Annotated in this window: 14 protein-coding genes and 1 pseudogene; 13 read left to right on the forward strand and 2 right to left on the reverse strand. The window is 47.0% G+C overall.

All coding sequences use genetic code 11. From position 1 onward, the window contains the following. From PY990_RS15525 to brxL, 5 genes are all read left to right on the forward strand, one after another. Positions 1-855: DUF2130 domain-containing protein (locus PY990_RS15525; protein WP_275272375.1), on the forward strand; the 855-nt coding region annotated here is incomplete at its 5' end. A 111-nt stretch (positions 856-966) separates the two neighbouring features. Next, the gene (gene vapB / locus PY990_RS15530; protein ID WP_275272376.1) at positions 967-1,194 is read left to right on the forward strand and encodes a type II toxin-antitoxin system VapB family antitoxin; all 228 of its coding nucleotides are present in this window, start codon (positions 967-969) and stop codon (positions 1,192-1,194) included. 11 nt (positions 1,195-1,205) lie between these two features. Further along, positions 1,206-1,604, forward strand: a complete 399-nt coding sequence (locus PY990_RS15535) for a PIN domain-containing protein (RefSeq protein ID WP_461786814.1) — start codon at positions 1,206-1,208, stop codon at positions 1,602-1,604. Between the two features lie 49 nt (positions 1,605-1,653). Then, positions 1,654-4,284 (forward strand): BREX-1 system phosphatase PglZ type A, encoded by a 2,631-nt coding sequence (pglZ, locus tag PY990_RS15540; protein WP_275272378.1) that lies wholly within the window; start codon positions 1,654-1,656, stop codon positions 4,282-4,284. After that, a complete protein-coding gene (gene brxL / locus PY990_RS15545) occupies positions 4,268-6,334 on the forward strand; it encodes a protease Lon-related BREX system protein BrxL (RefSeq protein ID WP_275272379.1) in 2,067 nt (688 codons plus the stop codon). Before pglZ ends, brxL begins: the two co-directional genes overlap by 17 nt. A gap of 571 nt (positions 6,335-6,905) precedes the next feature. Here brxL and PY990_RS15550 read toward each other — a convergent pair. Then, on the reverse strand, positions 6,906-7,346 hold the full coding sequence (locus PY990_RS15550; protein WP_275272380.1) for a helix-turn-helix domain-containing protein: 441 nt from the start codon (positions 7,344-7,346) through the stop codon (positions 6,906-6,908). Between the two features lie 83 nt (positions 7,347-7,429). Here PY990_RS15550 and PY990_RS16400 point away from each other — a divergent pair, with 83 nt between their 5' ends. The 6 genes and pseudogenes from PY990_RS16400 to PY990_RS15570 all read left to right on the forward strand — a co-directional run bounded on the left by PY990_RS16400 (position 7,430) and on the right by PY990_RS15570 (position 13,923). Continuing rightward, on the forward strand, positions 7,430-7,642 hold the full coding sequence (locus PY990_RS16400; RefSeq protein WP_413789575.1) for a DNA-binding protein: 213 nt from the start codon (positions 7,430-7,432) through the stop codon (positions 7,640-7,642). Between the two features lie 494 nt (positions 7,643-8,136). Next, positions 8,137-8,646, forward strand: coding sequence for a hypothetical protein (locus tag PY990_RS15555; RefSeq protein ID WP_275272381.1), 510 nt, complete (start codon positions 8,137-8,139; stop codon positions 8,644-8,646). Beyond that, the gene (locus PY990_RS15560; protein WP_275272382.1) at positions 8,643-10,817 is read left to right on the forward strand and encodes a DDE-type integrase/transposase/recombinase; all 2,175 of its coding nucleotides are present in this window, start codon (positions 8,643-8,645) and stop codon (positions 10,815-10,817) included. The genes PY990_RS15555 and PY990_RS15560 overlap by 4 nt, the downstream gene beginning before the upstream one ends. After that, positions 10,814-11,791: a TniB family NTP-binding protein gene (locus PY990_RS15565; RefSeq protein WP_275272383.1), complete on the forward strand. Its 978-nt coding sequence runs from the start codon at positions 10,814-10,816 to the stop codon at positions 11,789-11,791. The genes PY990_RS15560 and PY990_RS15565 overlap by 4 nt, the downstream gene beginning before the upstream one ends. Next, a pseudogene (locus PY990_RS16405) lies at positions 11,788-12,180 on the forward strand (TniQ family protein); the annotation flags it as partial. The gene PY990_RS15565 and the pseudogene PY990_RS16405, both read left to right, overlap by 4 nt. A 3-nt stretch (positions 12,181-12,183) precedes the next feature. Continuing rightward, positions 12,184-13,923: a hypothetical protein gene (locus tag PY990_RS15570; protein ID WP_275272384.1), complete on the forward strand. Its 1,740-nt coding sequence runs from the start codon at positions 12,184-12,186 to the stop codon at positions 13,921-13,923. A gap of 103 nt (positions 13,924-14,026) precedes the next feature. On the opposite strand, the gene PY990_RS15575 is transcribed toward PY990_RS15570, so the two are convergent. Beyond that, positions 14,027-14,551 carry a hypothetical protein gene (locus PY990_RS15575; RefSeq protein ID WP_275272385.1) on the reverse strand — a complete coding sequence of 175 codons (525 nt, stop codon included), beginning with the start codon at positions 14,549-14,551 and terminating at the stop codon, positions 14,027-14,029. A 466-nt stretch (positions 14,552-15,017) separates the two neighbouring features. Between PY990_RS15575 and PY990_RS15580 the strand changes: the two genes are divergently transcribed. Both PY990_RS15580 and PY990_RS15585 read left to right on the forward strand, forming a co-directional pair. Continuing rightward, positions 15,018-15,350 (forward strand): helix-turn-helix transcriptional regulator, encoded by a 333-nt coding sequence (locus tag PY990_RS15580; RefSeq protein ID WP_275272386.1) that lies wholly within the window; start codon positions 15,018-15,020, stop codon positions 15,348-15,350. Next, positions 15,337-16,600 (forward strand): type II toxin-antitoxin system HipA family toxin (locus PY990_RS15585; RefSeq protein WP_275272387.1); only part of this gene is annotated, 1,264 nt, incomplete at its 3' end. The genes PY990_RS15580 and PY990_RS15585, both read left to right, overlap by 14 nt.

Raw genomic sequence — 16,600 nt, forward strand, 5'->3', positions numbered from 1 at the left:
ATTTTGGATGCAAGTCAACAGGATAAATATGAGACGCAGCTCAAAGATCGGGATGAGGCCATCGAGCGTCTGCGCGATATGAAAGCTCGTCTATCCACCAAGATGGTGGGTGAGACACTAGAGCAGCATTGTGAAACGGAGTTTAATCGGATTCGAGCAACTGCTTTTCCTCGTGCTTACTTCGAGAAAGACAACGATGCCAGCACCGGCAGTAAGGGCGACTATATCTTCCGCGATGAAGACGAGGCCGGAACTCCAATCGTCTCAATTATGTTCGAGATGAAAAATGAAAGCGACACAACGGCGACTAAGAAGAAAAACGAAGATTTCTTAAAAGAACTCGACAAGGACCGTAACGAAAAGGGATGCGAATACGCCATCTTGGTCTCACTGCTTGAACCAGAGAGTGAGCTTTACAACTCGGGCATTGTGGACATGTTCCACCGGTATCCCAAGATGTATGTCATCCGCCCTCAGTTTTTCATCCCAATGATTACTCTTTTGCGTAATGCCGCGATGAATTCCCTGCAATACAAGCAAGAGCTTGCCCTTGTAAAAGCCCAGAACATCGATATAACGAATTTCGAAAGTGATTTGGATGCCTTTAAATCAGCGTTTTCGAGGAACTACGAACTGGCTTCCAAAAAGTTTCAAACAGCCATCGCAGAAATTGACAAGTCGATCGATCACTTGCAGAAGACCCGTGATGCTTTGTTAGGGACTGATAGAAACTTGCGCTTGGCTAACGACAAAGCACAAGACGTCACGGTTAAAAAGCTGGTTCGAAACAATCCAACCATGAAAGCCGCTTTTGATGGGCTTCCCGGAGAAGACAGCTCTCCAAGCCATAATTGAGGTATGGGTTGAGTCATGTTTCCGATTGTAGGCATATGCTTGACATATGTTTTCTATTCTGCCAAAGTCTAAGTGTCATTGGCTAAATAAATTTGTGATCGGCGAGGGCTCATGAGAACAGTGTCTTTATTCAGAAATGGCAAAAATCAGGCTGTGCGTTTACCCAAAGAGTTCGAGTTCGAAGGGGTATCCGAGCTAGAAATTACAAAAGAGGGCGATGCTGTGGTTTTGCGCCCAGCGCGTAAGACTTGGGTCAGTTTTTCCGGTGTCGAAAAGGTGGATTCCGACTTTCTCGCTGATCGCCCTGATGTGATTGAAGATGGGCGAGTCAAGTTGTGAAAAAGACTTACATGTTGGATACCAACATATGCTCATTCATCATCAAAGAGCGACCAGAGAGTGTATTGCTCAGGCTTCAGAATGAAGTGGAAGCGCGCAGCCGCTTTGTTATATCTGCCATCACTTATGCCGAGCTGATCTACGGTGCCAAGGCTAAAAAGGCGTCTCCTAAGTCATTGAATGGCGTCCGTGAATTTGTTGAACGGATTGACGAGGTGTTGCCATGGGACAGGGCTGCTGTCGATAAAGCCTCAGATATTAAACAAGTATTGGAAAAAGCCGGTACACCTATCGGAGCCAATGACACAGCAATCGCCGGTCATGCTCTGGCGATTGATTGTGTATTAGTAACTAATAACATGCGTGAGTTTTCACGAGTACCCGATCTAAACGTTGAGGATTGGGTATGAGGAAAACGAAGAGTGCCAGCAAGGCACCGCGTATCTGTAAGAGGGTTAGATGAGCACGACGGGAACAAGTGAGAGAATTGAGCAGGGTTTGAGAAAGCTCTTACAGTCTGGTTCTCGAATCGTATGGTGGTCTGATCCGGATGGCGAGTTTGCAGAGGCTTTGGAAGCCTTGGAGTTTGCCGATGCAGAGATTTTGACCATAGCGAATACCTCAGCCTTGGCGATTAAACGCCGCGTGGAAATTGACCAGCCACAGAGTTCCTTTGTCTTGTACGAGAGTGGAAAACCCCCAGAGCCTGAATCAGATTGGCTCTTAGACATTCGTCTTTATGCCGAATCATTCGCGGCCGATGCTACATCGATGTTGCAACAAGACCTTGGCCTGCGTAACGCAAGTCTAAGAGGGTATTTGAAGGATCGTGCGCGGTTCTTTGCCAGTAAAGAGCGAGTAGCTCGCCTGACCCCCATGCTGCATGCCGATGATATGGAGCGAGAGATAGACGCCAAAATTTGGGCGGTTTTGTCCAAAAGTGGTTCGTTTGACCCCTCCACGCTTCTGCTAGATCTACTTTGCGATGTCGCTCGACTGGAAGAGGGGCTGTCATTCGATGATTCACCCCTCTGGTGCAACCTTCAAAAGTACGGCTTACAAGAATTCGCTTGGGCTTTAATTGAAAGGCACTTCGGATATACGGATGAATCTCCAAGCTTGGCTAGGTTTATACCAAGACTTTTCGTTACAGATCTGGCTCATGGACTTGGCAAAGAGCTTCCGAGTGGGCTGGCAAAGCTTGTCTTGCCAGCCTCTAAAGTAGGAAATGTTGTGGTCTTTCTCTCTCAGTGGCGTGATTCAACGGCGCGGCAGATTGACTACGACGCCTTATCTGCTAGATTGGCTGGTGAATTAAAAATCGCACATCACCTTTCCGGACTCCAACCAAAAGAAATCGGTAACTGCGCCACCTTTGTAGACCTGGACCGCTTGGTAGCCAATAGCCTGAGAGACCAGTTGCTGGGTAATCTGGCCAGCAGTGTGCTCGCTGAGGTAAGGCGAACAGTAAACTTAAGGCTGGTTGGCTATTGGGTCAGTGATCGATTTCCGGATACAGAGATTGGCAAGCGAAGTCTCTGGGCTGGCTACTATCAAGCCTTACTGTCAGCCACCGATTTACTTGAAGCCATTGATACTCGCGCAAAACACTTCACCTTTACGACAGCAGATCAGGCGTATTCAGCGTACACCAGTTCCCTTTTTGAAATTGATCAGTACTACCGGCAATTTCACGAGTCAGCCGATATTGTCTCCGGGCGATTCCCCGATGCAATTTCTCCCCTCGTGGAGCAAATTGAGTCAGCCTACATCACAAAGTATTTGAACCCATTGGCGTCTCATTGGGATGGGCACGTCCAAAACGGTCTTTTGGAGAACTGGCAGATTTCCGGTGTTAATAATCAGCAGGACTTCTATAGCAGGGTCGTTGATTCTTATTTATCGAAGGGCGACGAGCGACGTATGTTCGTAATCATCAGTGATGCGCTGCGATACGAAGTTGCCGATGAGTTGCGAACGCAGATCAATGCCCGAGAGCGGATAGAGGCAAAGTTAAGCAGTCATCTCGGCGTATTGCCTAGCTACACCAAATTGGGCATGGCCAGTTTGTTGCCTCATAAAACGCTTACCTACAATTCAAAAGGCTCAGTCGACGTGGATGGCCGGTCCTGCGAGGGGTTGGAGAATCGAGCTAAGTTACTAGAAGAATTTGGTGGAACGGCAGTCAAAGCTGAAGTGCTGGCCAACATGGGTAAGCAGGCTTTGAGGGAATTCGTTAAACCGCACCGTGTTGTCTATATTTATCACAACACCATAGATGCGGTTGGCGACACAGCCAGTACAGAGGCCAACACCTGGAATGCCTGTCGACAGGCCATCAATGAGCTTGGCGATTTGGTAGGAAGGCTTGTGAACAACGCAAGTGCAACGGCCATCACCGTTACCGCTGATCATGGTTTTCTTTTCTGTGAAACACCTCCTCAAGCTCTGGAAAAGAGCAGCCTGGCGACTAAACCAGCGGGTACGGTGGTGGCTAAGAAGCGTTACTTGGTTGGAAATGAACTTGGTGCTGCTGAGTTCTCTCATCATGGCAAAACCAAGTACACCGCAAAAACATCGTGTGAGACAGAGTTCTGGCTCCCTCGTGGGGTGGGGCGCTTTCATTTCGTTGGCGGTGCGCGTTTTGTCCATGGTGGTGCTACTTTGCAAGAGGTCGTCGTTCCTTTGCTGGAAGTAAAGCAGAAATACAAGAAATCTGCTGAGACCGTGCGAGTTTCCAAGGTAGGTGTGAATGTCCTTGGTAACCAGCATAGGATTACGACCAACATCCATGCTTTTACTTTGCTTCAGACTGAGCCTGTAAGCGAGAAGGTTTTGGCTGCATCAATCTCGATGGAGCTCATTAACCAATTGGGCGAGAGTGTTTCGTCTCGCGAGCTGGTCAATTTGGATAGTGATGCAAAAGATCTTGGCGATAGACAAAAACGGATTTCCATAAGCATCGCGTCAAAGGCGGTAAAGCCCTCAAACGAACACTTCCTCGTTCTTACAGACACCGAAACCGATATTGAACTACAGCGTATTCCTGTGCGCATAGACTTGGCTATTGAAAATGACTTCGACTTCTGAGAATTACAACGATTCACCCGATGGGCTAGACCTAGACGGTAAGTTAATTGAGCACTTCCCGGGAAAGATCGTTCGCAAAGATCTGACCAAACGTTTGAAGGAAGGTGCAAACGTTCCGGTTTATGTCTTGGAATATCTCTTGGGGATGTACTGCTCATCTGCTGACGAAGACCAAATCGCTGAGGGTATGGAGCGTGTAAAGCAAGTGCTGTCTCAGAATTACGTTCGGCCCGACGAAGCAGAAAAGATCAAGGCTCGTATCAGAGAAAGCGGCAATTTCAAGATTATCGATAAGGTGACGGTTCGCCTGAATGAGCGAAGGGACCAGTATGAAGCAATCCTTTCCAATCTCGGAATTACCAATGCCAACATCGAAGGTCGTCACATTCATGAGTACGAAAAGCTCTTAGTTGGCGGAATCTGGTCGATCATTTCGATTAAGTACGAATACGAAGACGGGCAAGGCGGCTCACCTTTCACCATTAAAGAGCTCAAGCCAATTCAGATGCCCAATATGGACATGAAGTATCTGATGGAAGCGCGCAAGCAGTTTTCAGAAGGAGAGTGGCTCGATATTTTGCTGAGGTCTACGGGTATGGAGCCTCAGCATTTCGAGGACCGGGTTAAGTGGCACTTACTGACGCGCCTTATTCCGTTTGTCGAGAACAACTACAACATGTGCGAGCTTGGGCCACGAGGAACCGGTAAAAGTCATGTTTACAAAGAGTGCAGCCCAAACAGTATTCTGGTCTCTGGGGGGCAAACCACCGTTGCGAACCTCTTTTACAACATGTCGCGCAGACAAGTTGGATTGGTTGGCATGTGGGATCTTGTTGCTTTTGACGAGGTGGCCGGTATTTCCTTCAAGGACAAAGATGGTGTCCAAATCATGAAGGACTACATGGCATCTGGTTCATTTGCTCGAGGCAGGGATTCGATTTCCGCCAGTGCCAGCATGGTCTTTGTGGGTAACATCAATCACTCGGTTGAAACTCTGGTCAAAACCAGTCATCTTCTGTCGCCGTTTCCAGAGGCGATGATTGATTCGGCGTTTTTCGACCGCTTCCACGCCTATGTGCCAGGTTGGGAGATTCCGAAAATGCGTCCCGAATTCTTCACTAATCAGTATGGGCTGATTGTGGATTACTTGGCTGAGTATATGAGGGAGATGCGCAAGCACACTTTCTCCGACGCAATCGATAAGTTTTTCAAGCTAGGAAACAACTTAAATCAGCGTGACACCATCGCGGTGCGCCGAACTGTTTCTGGTCTGCTGAAGCTGCTTTACCCGCATGGTGATTACGACAAGGCTGCCGTTGAGAAATGCTTGCAATACGCGCTTGAGGTTAGACGTCGCGTCAAAGAACAGCTCAAGAAGATTGGCGGTATGGAATTCTTTGACGTGCACTTCTCATACATTGATGCCGAGACCATGGAAGAGCACTACGTCAGCGTAAAAGAGCAAGGTGGTGGTGGACTAATTCCCGAAGGACAGCCAAAGCCCGGAACTGTCCATACGGTGGCAACGGGTGCAACCAGTGGTCACCTTGGGCTTTACCGGCTTGAAACACAGGCTACCGCTGGTAATGGCAAGTTGAATACTTCGGGACTTGGATCCAATACCAGTGCGAAAGAGGGGCTCAAGGTAGCCCATGATTTCTTTAAGGCCAATGTGAACAGGGTCAGCACCATGACCAAGGCCGGCGACTTCGATTTGCACTTGCACATGGTTGAGCTGCACAACACGGGGCCGTCTAAGCAAATGACGCTTGCTTCCTTTATTGCGTATTGCTCGGCCACCATGAAGCGTCCTCTGCAAAACCAAATGATTGTATTGGGAGATATGAGCCTGGGGGGCAACATTATTCCTGCCCAAAACATGGCTGAGGCTTTGCAGGTAGGGATGGATGCCGGGGCAAAGCGTGTGTTGCTTCCCATGGCGAATGCGAAGGATATTCCTACGGTACCTGCTGAGTTGTTCTCGAAGTTTCAGGTGAGCTTCTACTCAGATCCGGTGGATGCGGTATTTAAGGCTTTGGGTGTGGAGTGAGTGGCAGAAATGACCAATGCATCTGAAGTTTTTTTGGCGGTACTCATTTAATTAAATAGCCAAGGCGCACGCTCTCGTAATAAGCAAATCGCTTTTCTGTGAAGGATAGTTCTTTCATAAATTACCAATGCGAGACGACCATTTAGTAATCCCATGATGAACAGAGGCACGTAGCTATTCGGCTGAATTGGAAGCGTCCAAATCAAAACAAGAATTATCGACGGCATGGCTACGGCGGACGTCACCATCAAAGCCAAAGTCCTAGAACTTAGGGGATGGTCATTGGTGATCATTGGTGCTTCGCTTTGGCCTCTGGGGTTCAAAATTTTGTAGCGATGAATTAGCTCAACGAGCCACTTCTCGTAAAGTCCAATGCTCTTGAGATAGGTGCTCAAAGTTGCTAGTCCAAGCTTCCGTTTTTTCCATACAGCAAACAGACAGCATCATGAAACCCTACTTTGTTGGTATAAGTTCTTTGCCAATCGGAGGTAGTAGGGTGGTCGCTTCTCGAATTCCCTAGCTTTCGTAATGAGCTCAGTGGCACTTAGTTCCTTTTTCGAAGACTTCTTTTTCATGCGGACAATTTGATGGGGATGGTCAACTCGTCCGGAATTTTTCCGTCTTCGAGCAAGTTTTTCGCTGCTTGGTCTCGCAATAGTTGGAAGACTATGAATTTTGACTCTGCTGTCATTTCAAGAAGATTACCTTCCCTGGCTTGTTCTTCAATAAAGAGAAAAATTTTCTTTTCGATCTGGGCTCTCTGGCTGTTTGAAAGTGAGCTTAGGTTTTGCTTTGAGTGACCCAGCAAGACGTAGGTGAGATCGACTCCAGCTTGGCTAATCTTGTGAAGGTAGCCTGCTTTAGGTTCCCTCGCGCCACTTTCGTATTGAGCCTGAGCCAGCCGTTGAACCCCTCCATGGGATGCCAATACATCCTGTGTAAGGCCGAGCCTAGTCCTCTCCTCACGAAGTCTGAATCCAATTTCTGTGTTTAATTTGGAGTCTTTCTGCATGCAAATGATTCTACAATTTTCTTTACAAATGCGAAACTATTGGAAATAATGGGGTGTGTATTCAAATGAATGTGTTCGACGCTATGAAAATAGAAGACTTTCAAAAGGCTAAGGAAGATCTGATGTCCAGTGGGATATCAATCGCCTCTTGGGCTAAAGCAAATGGCTTTTCTTCGGCGCTCGTTTACCAAGTTCTGGACGGGAAAAGGTCCTGTCTGAGAGGGGAGAGCTTCAAAATAGCTCAAAAGCTCGGATTGATCGACATGCCTGATTCCTCGAGAAGGTTTGTAAACTAACGAACTCACGTTGAATGATATGCATTCAAACGAATTGATTCTTGCGCTTGGGTCTTGTCGCGAGAACTGAGCTAGGTATGGATGTTGAAAATTAGGGAGAGAAAAATGTAAAAAGCGGTGCACCGAAGTAACACCGCTTTGGCGAATATTGAAATACTCGCGTGTGGAAACCTAAGTATTTCTATTCCCAAAGCAAAAGTCAAGTTTTTCACCGAGAGTCTGAGTGGTTTTTTGGCTCTGTGAGGGTTTGTCACGTCTATTTGCGATGGAGAAATGCTTTGAATACATTTCGGCAGTTGTTTTGCAATCAAAAAAATTCTTTTGATGACTCGAAGTTGATTAAACCTCGAATGTCGTCTAGCCAACTTAGGTTCAGTCGCTTTGAGCCAGTTCGTCCGCTAAAGAAGACTCGACTAGGGACTCAGTTGACACGATTCCCTTCCAGAAAGATGGGTCGGTTTATTCGCTGTGAAAGTAGCTTGGAGGCGGCCTTCATGCTACGAGCAGAATGGTCGAAGGACGTTCTTCAGGTTGTTGAGCAACCTATGCTTGTTGCCATTAACGTAGATGGCAAACAGTATGACTACGTGCCGGATTTTGCTACCTTGGATTCCTCTCACTCAATCGACATTTGGGAAGTGAAGCCACCTCATTGGGACCAGTCACCTCGATTGGTTAGAAAATATCGCTCCGCAAAAATTGAGCTGGCGAAACAAGGGTTTAATTTTGAAGTGGTGACTAACGAAAATCTGTGCTCTCCCGAACTGTTGGGGAACCTAAGGTTCTTCTACCCACAAATTTCAAATGTGCCTAGTTCGGAAGTGTTGAGAGTAGAAAACGCACTTCGAAGTTGTGGAGGAGCTGCGACTGTCGCTGAAATTCTTAGACACGATTCGGCTTGTTCCTTCTCAGCTATTTGTGCCGTGGCATGGGAGTTTTGGAGCGACATTCATCACGAATCTTTTAATGCCCAATCACTGCTTTCATTGGGGGCTCAAAAATGATGATTCGTGCGATTGACGTTCCAAAAGTAAGTTCTGTTTACAATATTTCTGGCGTCGAGTACACCGTCGCTTTTGCGGACTCGGAGACAGTAAGGCTGGAGGGGCCGCGCCCTACCGATTCAAAGTCACTCTCACTGAGCAGATTTAGTGAGTTGTCTAAACAGGGTGAAGTTCGACTCGTTGTTGATTCTGCTTTGAGTCAAAGCGCATATGCCCTGCATGCTATGAGTCTTGCTGCGAAAAGACGCTATGAATATCGAGCCCACTATGTCCAATGGTTTTATAAGAGATTAGGTGCCAGTCTGCCTCGCAAAGGCTTCGAGGACCTGCTAACAGAATGTGCGGCCGTTATTGGCGATGATTCACCCCCGAGCTATGAATCAATCAACCGTTGGTGCCAAAAATTCTGGTTGTCAGGCTACAGAACTTCATCAGTGATTGATGGGTACTTTAATAGGTCTAGCCCATCAAGATTGCCGATCGTCGTTGAGGACATTATTTCATCAGTCGTCGATCGCGTTTTACTCCATTCTGAGAGACCAAGTGAAACATATGTGTACGACATAATTTGTGGAGAGATCGAGAGATATAACCAAACGGCGGGACGAAGCGACCCAGTAAAAATACCTTGTTTGAATTCGGTTCTAAAGCGATTTGATCAAATCGATGTATTCAAGAGGATCAGGCGTAGGGAAGGTAAATTAGCCGCTCTCCGAAAAAATGCTAGGTCCGTAAAAATCGAGTATGAGGATGTTATCGGAGCAAGAGTTGAAATTGATTCCCAATATCTTGACCTGTTCGTCTATGTGCCGGCTTATCAGGTGCCTGTTGCGCCCCGTTTAACACTTATTCTTGATGTCGCCACTAGATGCATTCTCGGGTGGGATCTTTCACTGTCGCATTTATCTGGTGCAAAAACACTTTCTGCCTTGAAGTCAGCTATGGCATACGATGAGTTTAATTCAATAAGAGCCACGCCATCAATCTTAATAATGGACAACGGCTCTGAGTTTGTGAATGTCTCGGTAGACAACGTTGCACTTGAGTTTGGCATCACGCCGGTTCAATGTTCTCCAAAAAGTCCTAATCAGAAGCCATTTGTAGAGCGGCTTTTTGGACATTTAAACACTTCGCTGATACACAATATCAAAGGGACGAAAAAGAGCAATCCATCTACCCGAGGAGACTACCATTCGGAGGAAGATGCATGCGTAACCATTGAAGAACTGCAGTCGATTTTCAGTGAATGGGTTACAACTAAGTATCACGAAAGGAAGCACTCATCCTTGGGAATGAGCCCGAGAAAAAAGTTCGAAGAGTTACGTCGTATTTCGCCGCCGAGAACATATCCTCGAGAAGCTCTTGACGAGATTTTCTGCTTGACGAAAGAGTGCTCGATTTCCAAAGGAGGCACTGTACAAGCCTTTAACATGCAATGGACTTCGCCTCTGTTGTCTACATTACGTGAAAACTTAGCACGTTCACGAAGCCCCAGCAGGGTAAAGCTACTTGTTAATCCAGATCGAATTGGAGAGGCAATCGTAGTAGATCCGGGTGGTTCAATGCCTCCCATGAAAGTTCGAAATACGCTATCAACTAAATTTCATGATCGTTCACTTGACGAGATGAAATTGACGCAGGAGCTCACGAATTCAAGAGGTACAGCTTCGAGTGAATCTGCCTTTTACAGTGCGAGTTTGAGGCTGTATGAGAGGATCTGCAAGGCCATCAAAAAAGGTAAGAAGACTCGCGAAATAGACCGGGCCGTGAGAGCCGGACTAGATCCTAGTAAGCCCATAGATGGAAAGGGCGCTAGGCCGTTGTTTGATGGGGTAGGCAAGCGTCATGTCCATGACGACACTCTAATGAGGGGGCTTCCACGGACTGAGGACGAGACAAGCTTTCGGCTGACCCTAGACAGTTCAATTTTCAAGGCAGCAATTCCGGAGGCCACTACCTATAAGGGGCGAGGGCCAAGCGTCAATCCGGATACTGTAATTGACCAAAAAGAAGTTGACGTAGTGTCAGGCCGGATCAACGAGTCTGAGGGGCGAACTGCAGTTGAGTCTTGTTCTAATGATTTAGGCGAGGATTATCAAGAAGCCAACGAACTCAACTTTCAGGATATTCCTGTTGCAGCAACAGCACGACATAAGGGAACCGCTTCATGAGCTCCAAGAAGATAACAATAGATGAGGCCGCTGAAGAGTTCTCAGGTTTGGTCGTCGAGTACCCAACCTGGGTGAAGACAGTAGAGCGGATTAAAAAGGTTGTGAAGTTCAATGGCTTGAGAAAAGCCCCTGAGCCAAACTGCATATTGATTAGCGGCCCTTCAGGCGCAGGGAAAACTACGTTATATGAATATTTGGAAAGCCAATACGTTGATGAGGACATAGAGGATTTGTCCGATCGGGTCGTCAGGAAAGTACACTGGTTCAGTGCATCGCTACCTACAACGATTACCCCACCAAGAATTGCACTAGAGATTTTGCGTTCTCTAGGGGTAGAGACTATCAGCGAATACGGAGTTGAGGCTCGTTTATACAACGCATTAAAAATTGCCGGAACCCGTGGCGGAATGATTGACGAACTTCATAATCTTGCTGGTGAAGATCACAGTATCGGAAAAGTACATGCCGCACGGGGGTGGATTAGAGACCTGGTCAGCAAAACAAAAGTGATGATAATTGGCTTTGGTACCCCAGATTGCCATGACATCTTTCTCAACGAACCTCAGGTTCGAAAGCGTTTCCCTCATGTGATCCAACTCGAGTCTTTTCAGTTTCCTGTGAATAGTAACTCAGAGTTCATGATCGTGTTGGCGGCATTCGAAAAGGAAATTGGTTCTCACGGCGTATTGGTAGCCAACGAATCAAGGATGAATGATGATTTTATTGCTCGCTTCTTTGCTGCAACTGGTGGCAGCATTAATGCAATGAAAAATATCTATGAAACGGCCTACATGAATGCCTTGTTTTCTGATGGTAGATTGGATAATGACAAGTTCATAATGACTTGTGATGAGCTATCTATATCTACATCACTCACTGGTTCTGATAATCCCTTTAGGCTTTCGCCGGAGGCTTGCCGAAATGTTATCGGAAGTGCTTCTAAAAAGACGACGCTTCGCGGGTGGGAACAATGATTTGCGTACCAAAAGTTGGGCGCTATGAAAGTCCAAAAAGTTATCTTGCTCGGTTTGCAGCGGAGAACTTCTTTCTGAATGTGGGTTCTTTTCTAGATGCTAGTGACTATGAGTCTCTGTGTCTCTCAAGTTACTTGGTAGGTCATGATGTAAAACTTGTTCAGCGATTGCTTGAGGCTAAAAATATTTTTGGTGTGGATGCCTCTCATGTTTTCTACGAGCAGATCTCGGGGGTGACTGCTGAGAGACCTTACATTCTCAGAGGCACAAAGATACCCCATCGATTTCTCGAGACCAGAAGAGCACGCGTATGCCCATCGTGCGTAAAGGAGAATCGGTCAAATCTGTTCAGCACGGATTGGCGCTTCTTCAATACTTGTCCGGTGCATCAGGTGGGTTTGTTAGAAAGTTGCCCAAACTGTTGCAATGAGATTCATTGGATGAGGTGTGGTGTCCATACATGTCCACGTTGTGAATTTGATTTAGGTTCATATTCGGCGATTAAAGAGCTTCGCCCTGCAGAGGTTTGGCTATTCAATCTATTGATCTCTGGTGAAAGTAAGAAGGCGTCTGAACTCGTTTTTTCTTTGGATAAGCTTACTCGATTTTATCCGAATCGATTTTTTGATGATGGGCGTCTTCTCTCGATGCTTGCTCACCTTTTTCAGGGGCACAAGCAAGCATTCACAGATGAGTTGGCTACTGTTTTTGAAAAGGGAGTACAGTTGCCATTTCGCTTTGCTTTAGCTCCATTTTTTCTGAGTTGTCCCAAGAGTAGTCAAAGTCTACTTTGGGATTTGAATCAGAGTGATGAATTGTTCGTTGGAAGGGCTAGGCGTGATGAAGTTAAAAAAATTGACCTTAGGTCGGAAGAGTTACTGTTCAGTTGCAATATTTCAAGAAAGGTAATTGATGGACTCGTTGAATCCGGAAACTTGGTCAAAATTGTAAGGGGCAGAAGAACCCGTTTTGGTCTTGTTTCGGTTTGCTCACTGGTCGAGCGGTTATCTCCGCCAAAGCTATCCTCAAGTAAGCGGAGTCATTTGCCAATCAACGAGTTCAAGAGAGCAGTTTCGTACTACGTAAAGCAGATTGAGAGTGGCGAAGCAGAAATTCACCGTGCTGATTGGTCGAAAGGCTTCGGCGGCATCCAGATATTCGCCAAATCACATAACCCAGGCGTTTCAGATGTGGCAGAAGGCGTCGTCACAGTCTCTGAATTTGCCAAATTGGCTAAAGTTTATGACGATGCAATTCGCCGAGTAGTGAAGTCGGGCTTTGTAACGCCGGAAGTTTCATCTGGCTTTCGGAAAATTTTGCTTTTCAGCCGTTCCCAGGTTGAAAAGTTTATACGTGACTATGTATTCATCAGTGAGATCAATAAGAGCGTAGGACAGAAACCCACTGCGCTGAGTGCAATGCTGGAGAGTCATGGAGTTTTAGCTGTATCTGGGCCCAGAATTGATGGGGCTCTGGTTACTTTGTACAAAAGGAAAGATGTTCAGGAAATCAATTGGGACCATCTCTTAGCGAAAGAGTTTAAAAGCAAAGCCGGCAGAAAAAGGAATGGGGAGGTTCTTTTCGATTCTTCGCTTTGGGTGGGAAGCATGGAAGTGAAGAAACTGACGGGTCTATGCCCTGTTGATATCAGTGATGCAGTTTCTAAAGGCTTTTTGTCAGTTGGAGTGCCCGAGGGGCGTGAGCATGTTAACGGGCGGTACTTTTCAAAGGAGTCAGTCACAAGCTTTCTTACCAAGCTTGATGAGGCTACAGAGGTGTCGGCGGTAATTGATGAGCTTCGGATTTCAAAAAAGGAGTTTTATCTGAGATTTGTGGATAGTCAGTTTCTTGCTCTTCTACGGATTGGAAAGAGAAAGCTAGTGTTGAAGGAGGACTTTGTGGCGATGAGGGAAGACTGTGAAAAGTATGTCAGCGCAACAACAGCCGATAAATTAACGGGTTCTCCAGCAAGGCACTTTCGAAACCTTTTAAACACCCAAAGAATTGCAAGGGTAACCTTGGATCAAACGGGGAGCGCCGAGCTCATTGATTTAGTGGAAAGAACACTTGCCATAACAATCGCGTGCGATTTAGGAGGCAGGTCGCTTTCCATAATCAAAGGCTCTGTGTAACTCAACGGCACTAATGCTGGTTGGAGAATCTCGGTTATTCCCTACTTGGGACTTGGGTCAAGGCTGTTAATCCTCTCACTTAGTTTGTGTTTGCGCACTCTATTTACTCTGCGGTATGAAATAACCAAGGAGCTTTTTGCTCAAGAATGTCAAGCGCATCCAGGTAGAGAATTCCTCTCTCGTAAATAAAATGCACTAAAACACTGCCCAACGCAAGGCAGAACAATAGAGGGGTCACGCTGTAGTAACTCAGGGGCAAACTCAGAGTCAGCAAAATTGCGACAGCGCTCAAGACAAACATTGCACCTGTCAAAGTCTGAAAAAATCGAAGAGAGGGGATGTTTTCGTTTATCGCTATAGTCCTTTTGCTGCCGCCGTCAAAGTCGATAATTCTGTAGCGGTGGACTACTCGCTTGAGCCATTTCTCATCTAGGCCAAGACTTTCCAAGTATGAATGCACACTTAGCGAACTTGCGTTTTTTAGTTTTATTGCTGAAGTGACGCTGGCATCTGAGCCCAATTTAATAGGCGGATGTTCTTTAGTTATCTCGACGGCATGGACTAGCTCAGAAGCTTTGAAGTCCCGTTTCACTTTTTTTCCCATACCTTCCAAATCCGTAAAGTCCAATGAGGTTGTTCTGCTACGAGCGATCACTATAACCTCACTGGAAGGTTGTGAGAGTGTCAGGGTATTTTTTCTAAATATTCATGAAGCTTCACAACTGGTTTTAAGCCTCTCTAAGCCGTTTTTATCAATGGTCTAAGGTTTGACATGCCGTCGACAGAATCGGAGCCCTAGCGGGCGGTTAGCGAAGAGTACCTTTGGTGTCGAAATCGCATGAAGTTGAGGTTTCAAGATGAAATGAAGTTTTCCTTCGAGTGTCATTTAGTAGTGAAGTTTCAGTGGCAATTCTGATGAAGTATTGCCTCGAGAGCCGCATTTTGTCGATGTGCGGGTGTCAAATTAAGGTGAACCTGACGTTAATTTTCCAGTTACACGCAATGATGTAAAAGAAAGCAGCCTTCGGGCTGCTTTTTTGTTTTCATAGATATTGTTTTATGTGCTATAAATACATATCTATGAGGTATTGAATATGCCGAAAAAATCATTCTCTGCCGAGTCCACGCCTGTAGTAGTACAAGAACACATTGAAATGTGGGGCAAAGCCATTCGAGCGCAGCGCTTGGTGTTGCGCCTTACTGCTGCACAACTGGCCTCAAGAATTGGTGTTTCTGTACCCACTGTGGCACGTCTGGAAAAAGGCGATCCCGGCGTTGGGGTTGGTAGCTACCTTGGCGCCTTGTTTGCTTTGGGCCTGAATTCAGCGGCTACGCCAGTCCTGAATCCTGAGTTGTGGCAAAAACCAGCCAATAGGAGGGTGCGTCCCACACGCGCGGAATCGGGAGACGAACTTGGCTACTTCTAGCAAAATTAGTATTCGCCCACTTTATGTGTACATGCAGCGCCCCGATACTGAGCAATGGCTCACTGTGGGCGCGTACTGGTTTGATGAAACGAGTTCGCTTGGGCGATTCAAGTATGCGCCCAGTTACGAGGAGGCAGGGCATGCTTGGGTAATCGACCCGGTCAACTTGATCCGTCAGGGGATACCTGGCGAGGTATACATCGCCAGGCGTTATCAGGGGCTACACGATGTGTTGCGTGATGCCTGCCCCGATTCATGGGGGCAAGCGGTGTTAAAAAAATTGCATGGTTTGTCAGGGAACCCTTCACCCCTCACCTACCTGAAAATCGCGAGCAACGCAGATCGTTGGGGGGCCTTGGCGGTGGGTTCTTCACCCAAACCATCGGTGGCTGCGTTGGCTACACCTCGCTTGCCAAAACTTGATGCAGTAGTGAGCGAGTTGCAGGCCATGGCTGCCCGCAAGCCAGCAGTTGATGCCCGACTGCGAGCCCGTTTGCAGCAAACACCCAGCTTGGGTGGTGCCCGGCCGAAGGCCACCGTGCAAGATTTGCAAGGGCGATATTGGTTGGTCAAGCCTGTTGTACCCAACGACACTGCCAACATCCCGATGCTGGAGCATTTTGCGCAAAGTTGGGGCGCACTGTGCGGTATGCGTTTTGCTGAAACGCATTACCATGAAGAACAGTCTGCGCATACCACCGTTCGCGTTCTGCGTTTTGATCGATTTAAAACGCAGCGAACACTGTGTGTTAGCGCGGCCAGCCTGCTTCAAATTGAACTCCCCGGAGACTTGGGCCTCGACTTGGCAAACACGCCAAGCTACCCACGCTTGGCAGGGCAACTGCGTTTGATAGGCGCGCCGATTAAAGATCAAGTCGAGTTGTTTGAACGCATGGTTTTTAATGCGCTGTGCGGCAATGATGATGATCATGCGCGCAACCACGCTGTTTTCTATCAGCACAACGAGGGTTGTTGGCGGCTTTCGCCTGCTTTTGATGTGGTACCCAATCCCGACACAACGCCGACTCATTTGGCCTTGGGTATTGCTCGTCATGAAAAACGTATAGCCAAAGACACCGTGTTGAAAGATTCAATGCAATTCGGGTTTGAGAGCCGTGAGACGGCGCAATTGCATTTGAAACAATTCCTTGAGCGGGTGCGTGCGGGTTTTGATGGCGTGCAGGATTTGCTGGAGCAGCCTTTGCGCAAGATGATGAAAATGCGGATGCAAGTGCATATTCTGGCCAAAC

Origin of the sequence: Limnobacter olei (genome assembly GCF_029087225.1) — a bacterium.
In the GTDB taxonomy this organism is placed as follows: Bacteria; Pseudomonadota; Gammaproteobacteria; order Burkholderiales; family Burkholderiaceae_B; genus Limnobacter; species Limnobacter olei.